The organism is Oceanispirochaeta sp. M1 (assembly GCF_003346715.1).
Lineage (GTDB): Bacteria > Spirochaetota > Spirochaetia > DSM-2461 > DSM-2461 > Oceanispirochaeta.
Window position 1 is genome coordinate 1 of sequence record NZ_QQPQ01000078.1, and the last position, 10,042, is coordinate 10,042.

Annotated in this window: 12 protein-coding genes; all 12 read right to left on the reverse strand. The window is 44.8% G+C overall.

Annotated features, from left to right (window positions below; translation table 11 throughout):
- Positions 1-115 precede the first annotated feature (115 nt).
- Entirely contained in the window at positions 116-436 is a 321-nt protein-coding gene (locus DV872_RS25110; protein WP_114632725.1) for a hypothetical protein, read from the reverse strand.
- Positions 437-563: 127 nt separating this feature from the next.
- Positions 564-689, reverse strand: a complete 126-nt coding sequence (locus DV872_RS27180; RefSeq protein ID WP_255526225.1) for a hypothetical protein — start codon at positions 687-689, stop codon at positions 564-566.
- Positions 690-742: 53 nt separating this feature from the next.
- On the reverse strand, positions 743-913 hold the full coding sequence (locus tag DV872_RS25115) for a single-stranded DNA-binding protein (RefSeq protein WP_114632726.1): 171 nt from the start codon (positions 911-913) through the stop codon (positions 743-745).
- A 142-nt stretch (positions 914-1,055) separates the two neighbouring features.
- Positions 1,056-1,784 carry an ABC transporter permease gene (locus DV872_RS25120; protein WP_158547179.1) on the reverse strand — a complete coding sequence of 243 codons (729 nt, stop codon included), beginning with the start codon at positions 1,782-1,784 and terminating at the stop codon, positions 1,056-1,058.
- Positions 1,781-2,548: an ABC transporter ATP-binding protein gene (locus tag DV872_RS25125; protein WP_114632728.1), complete on the reverse strand. Its 768-nt coding sequence runs from the start codon at positions 2,546-2,548 to the stop codon at positions 1,781-1,783. The genes DV872_RS25120 and DV872_RS25125 overlap by 4 nt, the downstream gene beginning before the upstream one ends.
- Positions 2,541-3,143, reverse strand: a complete 603-nt coding sequence (locus tag DV872_RS25130; RefSeq protein ID WP_114632729.1) for a UbiX family flavin prenyltransferase — start codon at positions 3,141-3,143, stop codon at positions 2,541-2,543. The genes DV872_RS25125 and DV872_RS25130 overlap by 8 nt, the downstream gene beginning before the upstream one ends.
- Positions 3,133-4,035 (reverse strand): UbiA-like polyprenyltransferase, encoded by a 903-nt coding sequence (locus DV872_RS25135; RefSeq protein ID WP_114632730.1) that lies wholly within the window; start codon positions 4,033-4,035, stop codon positions 3,133-3,135. The genes DV872_RS25130 and DV872_RS25135 overlap by 11 nt, the downstream gene beginning before the upstream one ends.
- A complete protein-coding gene (locus tag DV872_RS25140) occupies positions 4,028-5,479 on the reverse strand; it encodes a menaquinone biosynthesis decarboxylase (RefSeq protein ID WP_114632731.1) in 1,452 nt (483 codons plus the stop codon). Before DV872_RS25140 ends, DV872_RS25135 begins: the two co-directional genes overlap by 8 nt.
- A 1-nt stretch (position 5,480) precedes the next feature.
- Positions 5,481-6,332, reverse strand: a complete 852-nt coding sequence (locus DV872_RS25145) for an ABC transporter substrate-binding protein (protein ID WP_114632732.1) — start codon at positions 6,330-6,332, stop codon at positions 5,481-5,483.
- Entirely contained in the window at positions 6,329-7,579 is a 1,251-nt protein-coding gene (locus tag DV872_RS25150) for an aspartate aminotransferase family protein (protein ID WP_114632733.1), read from the reverse strand. The genes DV872_RS25145 and DV872_RS25150 overlap by 4 nt, the downstream gene beginning before the upstream one ends.
- On the reverse strand, positions 7,560-9,422 hold the full coding sequence (locus DV872_RS25155) for a U32 family peptidase (protein ID WP_114632734.1): 1,863 nt from the start codon (positions 9,420-9,422) through the stop codon (positions 7,560-7,562). Before DV872_RS25155 ends, DV872_RS25150 begins: the two co-directional genes overlap by 20 nt.
- Before the next feature lie 149 nt (positions 9,423-9,571).
- Positions 9,572-9,907 (reverse strand): single-stranded DNA-binding protein, encoded by a 336-nt coding sequence (locus tag DV872_RS25160; RefSeq protein WP_114632735.1) that lies wholly within the window; start codon positions 9,905-9,907, stop codon positions 9,572-9,574.
- Positions 9,908-10,042: the final 135 nt, after the last annotated feature.

Sequence of the window (10,042 nt, forward strand, 5' to 3'; positions counted from 1 at the left end):
AAAATGTAAATGCCTGGAAAAATAGAATGAATAAGCAGAAAGTAAAGTTTGATTGGAAATTTACCTTTAAGAAGGCGAAAATTAAGTTCCGGCTGGATGATTAAAATTCAGCCGGTCATGACACTAGCTCATTTTGAGTTATCCCTTTGTTTTCACGATCTGTCTTTAGATAATCACCGGGAGTAAGAGATTCTTTTATCTCATTATACCTGGCTGTCTCAAATGGATCGCTATATTCATCCTTTTGGATTTCCAACTTCTCACCATACTCACTCTGAAGAACTTCAAGGATTTTATCTGAAACATCCCCTTTTATTTCTATCTCGGTATGGGGCGTTTTCACGTGAACCAACATAGTAGACCTCCAATACCAATATATCTTCTTTCTTTTTCCAGCAAGCAACCCAATGGTATGATAAATGGCAATAATACTCATCCAAGCTCAATTTACGATAATTTTGTACTTCGCCATTATACTCTTTTTTTGGGTACACGTATAGAACAGCAAACCCGAGCTGTTCAATTCGACAGCTCAGGCTGAATAAATCCTGATTTGATCTAATTCAGATCAAAACCTCTTCCAGACTCTCCTCTACAGTATCCTCAATGGATTCTTTAAGGTTTTCATCTTCCGATTCGTTCGAGTCTCCGGGTCCTGCAGAGGCAGTGTTCTGGGGTTTGAATTCCACATGTTCTCCCACAACCTTAATTTTGTGATGAGAGCCCCCCCCTCTTCATTGGACTAGACTTCCACATCGAAATAGGAAACTTCTTCCTGCCTGACTCCCTCCGCTTTGTAGGACCTGTTGCTGGCCACGGCAAACTTGCAGACCGGAGTTCCCTTGGGGGTGAGTCTGGCCTCGGGATCACGCACCAGATTGCCCTCGAGAATTACAGTATTGGAAGGGCTTATTTCTTATAAATTGATTGTTCAAAACATTATGATCAAATGCTTCAGTTTGTGCTCTTTCTGTGAAACACTATTTCCGATTTTTCTTTTATCTGCCTGTCAGCAAAATAATTTTTTGATCCAGGATCATCCCAATAAAATTCGATTAGAAGTTCCAAGGAGAAAATCTTTTTTCAGACCAGCTCGTCATTTCCATCAACAGAAGCCCTGTCAGACTCAGAGCTGCAATTCCGGCAAACATTTCATTATAGGAGATTCTTCCCCAGGCATCCATGATGTACCAGCCTATTCCGCTGCGGGTGGCAAATGTTTCAGCCAGGAAGAGGACTGCAATACTGGTCCCCAGAGTCAGTCTGAGAGTGGAATAAATGCACGGCATAACTGCTGGGAGAATCAGATGAGTCAGATTCATCAGACTCCCTCCCCCCAGACTTGTCATGGAATCAAAGTATTTCTTATTAATGGCTGTCACACCATCACGGATATTCAGGTAATATTGGAAGAAAACAATCAGAGCCACAAGAAATATTTTGGAAAGATTTCCAAGACCGAGAAAGAGAAGAATAATGGGAAGCAGAGCAATTTTCGGAATGGGAAAAAGAAAATAGACCATAGGGCTTAATAAAGAATCCATAGTTTTATTCCGCCCTGCACCAATCCCGAGAAACAGAGCAGGTATAAATGCAGCAAGCTGTGCTCCCAGGATTCTGAGTAGAGAGACTCCCAGATGCCTTGAAAGATCTCCAGACACGATCTCTTTCACTAGAGTCAGCAATACTATATGAGGGAGAGGAAGAAAGCTTTTCTGTGCCAACAGGCTTAATAAGTACCAGAGAAAGATGAGTATAAATAAAGAGAGTCCTTTTTTAATCATGATTCCCTCTCTCCAGATAAATTGCATTCTGACTTAAGACTCAGAGACTCAAGATCCTTTCTCAGTTTGACACAATGTGAAAAAAAATCAGGATCTTTACGATAATTTGTGCCCTGAGGTGAATTATCCATATTATGGATTCTCCCCAGACCATCCATAATATGGATCTTATCTGAAAGAAAGACTGCTTCCTCAATACTGTGGGTAACATGAAGGACTGTGAGATTCCTTTCCTGCTTCAGAAGAAGCAGATGCTCCTGAAGACTTTCTCTGGTCATGGCATCCAGTGAGGAAAATGGTTCATCCAGAAGCAGAACCTCAGGATCGAGAATCAAAGCTCGGCCTATAGCTAGCCGCTGTCTTTCTCCACCTGACAGCTTCGTAGGATATTGCTGTTCCATACCTTCCAGATGCATAACTTTAAATATTGACTTTACTGCTGAATCTATGTCACTCCGGCTTCTTTTTCTTATTTTCAATCCCAATGCCAAATTCTCATAGGCTGTTTTCCAGGGAAAAAGACCGTATTCCTGCAGAATAATGGCAATATCTCTACGCCCGGCCCTGCATGGTGAATCATGAATATAGATATCTCCCCTGTCAGGAGAAGTGAGTCCGGCAATAAGATAGAGTAGAGATGTTTTGCCGCAGCCTGACGGACCAATGATGCCATGAATTTTACCGCTTTCAAAACTATGATCGATATCATCGAAAATCTGCCTGCCCCCTGTATAGGAAAGCTCCAGATTCCGGAGCTTAATCATTGATTTTTTCCTTGAAACTATTCCATCTAAAACTTGTTGAATCATCCATATTAAGGAGCATAAATACACGCTCAACTGTAGAACGGACAATATCATCCACAGTTTCAGGCTTTGAATAAAAGGCCGGAACAGGAGGGAGTATAATTCCTCCCGCATCGTTAACTTTGAGCATATTTTCGAGGTGTATCCGGTTTAACGGAGTTTCTCGGGTCATAAGGATTAAAGGACGCCTCTCCTTCAGACAGACATCTGCCGCCCGTTCAAGGAGATTTCCAGAGATACCTGAAGCAATCCTTCCCAAACTGCCCATACTGCAGGGAGCAATAACCATGCCTCTAGAACAAAAGGAACCACTGGCGAGAGAATGAGAGATCTCATTGACAGGGGCTGTATGTATAAGCTTGGCCTGCGGGTCCAGTTCTTCTACCCATTCTTCCCATTTACATCCTGTTTCATGGGACATGACTTCTCTGGCTGCATTACTGAGAATCACATATAAGGGGAGGTTCATGGCCATTGATTTACGGACGATTTCCAGGGCATAGGGAGCACCGGAAGCACCGGTAATCCCCAAAATGAGGGGCTTATTTTCCATATAGACCTCCGGGAAGATAAATATCCAAAGCTGTAAACAGAAGAAACAAAGGTGATAGAAGCTGGTTCAAATGGTATGAAGCCAGAGGTATCCAGCTGACCGGACCTCTCCAGGCAATAAGCTGCTGAGAGAGAAGAAGAAGAGCCGTTATTGCCAATCCTAGGATGTACCAGAAACCCAGAGGAAAAAACAGGAGATTGAGGCTGAAAAAGAACAGTGTACCAAGATGACTGAGACCTGAAATAATCAACCCTCCTTTTTTTCCGAAGTAGGCTGGAACCGAGTGGATGCAGTGGGTGCGATCATGCTCAATATCCTGTGTAGCATAAATGATATCAAACCCCGCCACCCAAAGAGCCACTCCAAGAGTCATAGGAAAAAATCGCCATTCAAATCGCCCCTGCAGAGCCAGAAAACTGCCCATCACAGCCACGGAGCTAGTGATCCCCAGCCAGTAATGGCAGAGGAAGGTAAATCTCTTTGTAAATGAATATCCAAGGATCAGAATCAGGGCAACCGGAACTAAAGCCAGACAGAGCCAATTCAGCATGGCCGCTGAGAGGAGAAAGAGAGCGGTACAGAAAGCTGTAAAGAGCCAAAGATCAAGCCGTTTTATTCGCCCTGCGGGCAGGTCCCTGTCTGCAGTACGGGGATTCTCTTCATCAATTGTATGATCGATAAGCCGATTCAGGGCATTCGCCGCATTCCGGGCTCCGAAAACAGCAAGCAGAATCCACAGTACTCGGGAGATTGCAGGTCTTCCACTACTTTCCAGAAGAAAGGCTGAAACAGCCATGGGAAGGGAAAAAAGGGTATGCTCAATCATTACAGCCGTACTGATTCCCTTTCCCTTTTTGATGATTCTACTGCTCATCATCAAAACCTTATTCATCAAGACCCAGCTCTTCCCAGATAGAATCAATCCGGCTTTTCACTTCATCGCTCATCCGGATATCATCAGGCCACTCTCTCTCATGATTATCGAGAGCGCCCTTCTTTGTGGCATCGATTCCTAGGCGTGTGCCGAAACGAGCCCTGGGAGAAGCATGATCCAATGCATCGAGAGGACCATCACTGAGTATCAGATCCCTACGGGCATCGATATTATTGAATACCTTCCACATCACCTGACTCATATCCTGAACATCTACATCATGGTCTACAACAATGATCATCTTGGTATACATCATCTGCCCCAGCCCCCAGATGGCACTTAGTACCTTATGAACCTGGCCGGTATAACGTTTACGGATAGAGATAATAGCACAGTTATGAAAGACCCCTTCCAGGGGAAGATTCATATCGATGACTTCAGGTATCATTTTCTGCAGCAAAGGAAGGAAGATTCTCTCTGTTGCCTTGGCCATATAACAGTCTTCCATAGGAGGCTGCCCTACTATAGTTGCCGGATAGACCGGATTTTTACGATGTGTAATACAGGTCACATGAAACACAGGATAATCATCAGCCAGAGAGTAGTAGCCAGTATGGTCTCCAAAGGGACCTTCTCGTTTTAAAGGCTCTTTCGGATCAACATATCCTTCCAGAATAAATTCAGAATTAGCAGGAACCTGCAGGTCATTTGTGATACATTTGACTGTTTCTACAGGTTTCCCTCTGAGATATCCTGCAAAAAAGAGTTCTGAGACTCCCTCAGGAAGGGGTGCTGTTGCTGCATATGTCACCGCGGGATCATCCCCCAGCGCCACAGCTACGGGCATCCGTTCTCCCCGTTCTTTATATTTCTGGAAAAAGTGGGCACCATCCTTGTGAAGATGCCAATGCATCCCAGTGCTGTTCTTATCAAAGACCTGCATCCTGTACATGCCCATATTTTGAGATCCCGTTTCAGGGTCCCGGGTAATAACCATGGGGAGAGTAAAAAAAGGGCCTCCGTCTCCCGGCCAGCATTTAAGTACAGGAAGCTTAGTCAAATCAGGATCATGGTTAACAACATGCTGACAGGGTGCCTTCAATACCTTTGAGGGAAAGAAAATTCGGGCCCACTTAGCCTTGGGTATAAAGCTTGGTATATCAAGTTTCACCATCTGGGAAAAAAGCCAATCAATCAGCTCTCCCAGCTCATGGGCTTTGGCATCAATGGATTTAGTACCCAGAGCCATGGCCATCCGTTTATAACTACCCATAGAATTGATGAGTACAGGAAAGTCAGATCCCTTCACATTTTCAAAGAGAAGTGCCGGGCCGTTGCTCTTGCTCACCCTGTCCGTAATCTCAGTAATTTCAAGATTGGAGTCCACTTCGCTGCTTATCCGTTTCAGTTCTCCCTCTTTTTCGAGGTCTTTAATAAAATTCTGGAGGTTTTTGTAGGCCATATCAGTAAATCACCATGTCCTTAAAATCTACACCCACAAGACTTCCGTATTTAGCACTATACCAAGTGAATACAGATTCCACGGCTCTCTCTCCGGGAAGAGTTATTTCTCTGAAAAGAGGAATGGGATAGCCATCGTTTGCCGGGAGTCTGACCTGTTCCAGCAGCAGATTCCTATAGTTCTCCGGATTTTCATTAATTTCCCCTACGGCCACATTCCAGGCATTAGTGAGGGCTTTAAGCTGCTTCGGTTCTCTGTCCAGAAAGTCCTGAGTCAGAACAAGGACTGCAGGTGTCAGATCAGTATTGATCTGATCTCTCACGACCTGAAATCCGTCTTGTATGAGAGGCCAGGCCAAAGCATCACTGAGGCAAGCCATGGGAAGCTGACCGTTTCGCAGCATTTCCATCCTTACAGGGACACTGGGAATCGCGACCTTATCCAATTCCTGATAGGGAACAAGGGCATCCACCATATATTCAATCACGGTATTTTCAGAAATCCCGATGGTCCAGGGACTCTCTTTTGTGAACTCGGGAGAGGCGACAATCATAAACCGGCTCTCTGTAAGTGTCAGGACCTTCACAGCTATACTGTTTTGATTGAAATGGATCACACTGACAAGATCACTCATCATTCCATCAAGTTCTCCTGCCATCAAGGCGGCATCCCGATTCCTGGCACTCATAAACGGGAGAACCTCCACATCCTCCATTAGAAGAAGAGGAAGAGCTCCTGCATCAGGCATAACTCCAATCCGGATTTTTTCACTATTTGACTCTGCCTGCCCGCCGGCACTCAGAGGGCTCAATGAACCAATAAGAATCAGGACAACTGCCTGTAAACGCTTCATAAAAGCTCCTTAAATATCTTTTGTAATGTTTTAATCATTAATCTGATTTCTTCTTCTGTAATAACCAGAGGAGGCTGAAAGGCCAGAACATTTCGATCCAACCCATTTTTACCGATCAGAAATCCCTCTTCTTTCATCCTTTCAAGGATCATATCAACAGTTGCTCCGCCATCAATTTCGGCTGTCCCTGAGATTTCCAACCCCAGCATAAGACCAAGTCCTCTGGGGGGACTGAGCCGAGGAAAAGTATTTGCCAGATCAGCGAGACCTTTCTTGAGAACCTCCCCTTTCCGGGCGGCGGCATCCACAAGCTGAAGTCTCTGAATATATTCTATAACTCCCAGCCCGGCTGCAGCGGAAACAGGATTACCTCCTAAAGTGGAAGCAGAGGGCCTAGTAAAGGAGGCGGCAATCTCATCTGTTGTGGCAAAAAAACCGATTGGAAAACCATTCCCCAGAGCCTTGGCTCCTGTTAGAATATCCGGAGTAAAGCCATAATGATCTACAGCAAACATCTTCCCGGTTCGTCCAAAACCCGTCTGAATCTCATCGGCAATAGTAAGAACTCCATGATCCTTCAGCAGGGGAAGTGCCTCATTCAAGAAGGAAGCTGAAATCTGCTGTATACCTCCATTTCCCTGAAGAACCTCGAATATAAATCCGGCAATATTCTCTCCCTGTTCTTCAAGAAGCGTACGCAGCTCTGCCACAGATTCAACAAAAAATACGGGGAGGTCTTCCAATGAGGGATCGCTGCGCCACATGGGTATGCCGGTGACTCCGGAACTCAGGTAAGTTCGTCCATGAAGACCGCCCTTAAGAGCGATGAAACCTTTTTTTCCTGTCCGGATACGGGCCAGAAGCATGGCCCCTTCATTGGCCTCAGAGCCAGAATTACAGAAAAAGGAACGTTTCAGATCACCCGGAAGTACTTCAGCCAACTTCTCAGCCAGCTGTACCACATTCTGAGTCAGATAAATTGAAGTTGTATGCTGCAGAGTCTGAATCTGATCAATCACCCGGGCATTGATCTCCTCATTGCAGTGACCACAGGCCATAACAGAAACTCCAGCGAAGAAGTCTAAATATTCCCTATTTTCTGAATCCCATAACCGGCTGCCAAAACCTTTAACCAGCTGAGGAGGATCTTTATAAAAATGATAAGAACAGGGCAGTAGAAATTCCTTCTTTTTACTGATGATTTCTTCTGGACCTATCCATTTACTTTCAGTATTTTTGTGCGCCATAGCTGTATCCTTCACCTTTAGGGATCATAGTCTTAAAGAGATCCCTGCTGTTTGAGGGATTCTCAAGGGCTTGTTTAAACAATGCGGTCAGAAATCCCACTTCTTCTGATGAATAATCGAGGAGTTCAAGACGGAAATTTCTGAATCCTGCCTGAAGAAGCTCCGGAAGTTTTGGAAGAAGTGTAAATTCCCCTGCTGGGAGAAGATGATAACGGTCCCAATAATCCCTGAGAACCTTCATGCTACCTGCAGCCGTCTCCAATATACTCTCCGAAGCCTTAGTTCCGCTTACATCATGATCCAGATACATCATGGCGGGTCGTCCGTGGAGGAGCAGCTCCGCAGACAGCCCCTCATCTGAGGATGCCATAATCAACAGAGAATCAAAAGGCATTTCAAGAGAAGGAGTCCAGGCCTGAAGTCCCTTATTGATGTAGAGTTTTGCGGCCATATGGTTATAGATATTCAGTGAAACATCCCCCACCAGCCTGTACTTCTTATTATCCAGATAAGAGAGAGCTCCCAAATGGCTGACTAAGAGACCGTCAATCTGAGGGTCTCTATCCAGCCAGGCTCTGAAAAGCTCATTCTGTTTGTCTTTCATCATCCGGGGAAGTGTAAGATAGAGTTCGGCATTTCTGCTTCGACAGGCCTCTTTTAATGATGCTATTTCTTCAAGGCTCAGAGGATTGTACTGATGAAAGGGTTCTCCCGAAAGATATATACGGTCTGCTCCCCCATTCAAGGCCGAAAGAGCCTGATTTGGAGTATCCACTTTAACAGAGAGAGTTGTTCTTCCTTCAAATGATTCCATATCAATATCTAATTCTGAATCATCATCCAACAGGATTTTATTTTCTCTTGTGGGTTCACTGAACATTTTTCCAGTGGAGTAAAACTTGCCGCTTCCCTCCCCCAAAGTATTTATATTTGACCATCCGGGATTTCCAAAGGCATATCCTGTTGAAAAATCCCTTTTTTTAAAGGGCTCCAGAATATCAGTACCACCATGCGACCCGGTCAGAGGATCATCAAGAAATGCATCCATTGCCTGTCCATAATGATTTACCAGATCAACAATGAAATCTTTTTCTCTCATCCTCCCCTCAATCTTGAAGGAGGAGATTCCCGCCATAATCATATCACCAAGATGGTTGATCATATTTAAATCTTTAACAGCCAGTGGAAATGGAGGAGCCTGTTCCACTCCCTTCAAAGTAAATGGCCAGCGGCAGGGCTTGAGGCAGCGTCCCCGGTTGGAGGACATTCCGAAAAGATAGGAACTGTACAGACATTGGGCCCCATTGCAGACACACATATCACCATGACTGAAATATTCCAATTCAACATCCGTATTCTGATGAAGAGAGCGGACCTGTTCAAGCGTCATTTCCCGGGAGAGTACGACCTTCCTTACTCCCATCTGCTCAAGAGAACAGATCATATCAAGGTTGTGAACATTCATCATGACAGAACTGTGAAGGGGAATAATTATTCCCATATCATGAATAAGCTGCAATATCCCCATGTCTTGGATAATCAGACCATGGGGATTGATATCTCTTAATACAGTCAGATATTCCCGGGCAGAATCAATTTCTCCGGGATCAATGAGACTGTTGAGGGTGACATAGACTTTTTTACCTAGAGCATCAGCCATATTAACAGCCTGCTCCAGTTCCTTTTCCGAAAGGTTAAAATCCTTTCGGATCATCCTCATATTGAGCTTCTGTCCTCCCAGATAAACCGCATCGCAGGAGGACTCTATGATCCCTTTAAAAATCTCGAAAGTACCCGCTGGTGCGAGCAGTTCCAACTGTCTATTATTCCAGATTCTTTGCATGAAGAGGAGTATAACAAAGATGTCCGCTCAACTTCATTACAAAACCAGGGAGATTTCAATAATTTATTAATCAAACCATATTTTAAGACTTGTGACTTTGGCCAGAGTCGTAATAATCCTGGCCAAACATCATGCCCATACGGAGATCTTCAGATCAGAACTTCCTCCAGACTCTCCTCTACAGTATCCTCAATGGATTCTTTAAGGTTCTCATCTTCCGATTCGTTCGAGTCTCCGGGTCCTGCAGAGGCAGTATTCTGGGGTTTGAATTCCACATGTTCTCCAACAACCTTAATTTTGTGATGAGAGCCCCCCTCTTCATCGATCCCGCGGTCCTGTTTCAGGCGTCCCACGACACGGACGCCTCGCCCTTTCTGCAGATGCTTTTCACAGGCTTCGGCGACCTTGGACCAGACTTCCACATCGAAATAGGACACTTCTTCCTGCCGGCCTCCCTCCGCTTTTAAGGACCTGTTGCTGGCCACGGCAAACTGTAAGCGCTAATATCTCCCCGTGTTGACTGATCGTCTATGGGATGAGTTCTTCTTTATCAATGTTCCATGGAAGCAATTGTTCCAGATCCTGATTAGTATTGGCCAGTGGAATTTTCTCAAATATAT

What these genes read in the sequence shown, in the direction of transcription:
- DV872_RS25110 (WP_114632725.1), bottom strand. Translation starts at nt 436, where the DNA reads ATGAGTATTATTGCCATTTATCATACCATTGGGTTGCTTGCTGGAAAA.
- DV872_RS25120 (WP_158547179.1), bottom strand. Translation starts at nt 1,784, where the DNA reads ATGATTAAAAAAGGACTCTCTTTATTTATACTCATCTTTCTCTGGTAC.
- DV872_RS25125 (WP_114632728.1), bottom strand. Translation starts at nt 2,548, where the DNA reads ATGATTAAGCTCCGGAATCTGGAGCTTTCCTATACAGGGGGCAGGCAG.
- DV872_RS25130 (WP_114632729.1), bottom strand. Translation starts at nt 3,143, where the DNA reads ATGGAAAATAAGCCCCTCATTTTGGGGATTACCGGTGCTTCCGGTGCT.
- DV872_RS25135 (WP_114632730.1), bottom strand. Translation starts at nt 4,035, where the DNA reads ATGAATAAGGTTTTGATGATGAGCAGTAGAATCATCAAAAAGGGAAAG.
- DV872_RS25140 (WP_114632731.1), bottom strand. Translation starts at nt 5,479, where the DNA reads ATGGCCTACAAAAACCTCCAGAATTTTATTAAAGACCTCGAAAAAGAG.
- DV872_RS25145 (WP_114632732.1), bottom strand. Translation starts at nt 6,332, where the DNA reads ATGAAGCGTTTACAGGCAGTTGTCCTGATTCTTATTGGTTCATTGAGC.
- DV872_RS25150 (WP_114632733.1), bottom strand. Translation starts at nt 7,579, where the DNA reads ATGGCGCACAAAAATACTGAAAGTAAATGGATAGGTCCAGAAGAAATC.
- DV872_RS25155 (WP_114632734.1), bottom strand. Translation starts at nt 9,422, where the DNA reads ATGCAAAGAATCTGGAATAATAGACAGTTGGAACTGCTCGCACCAGCG.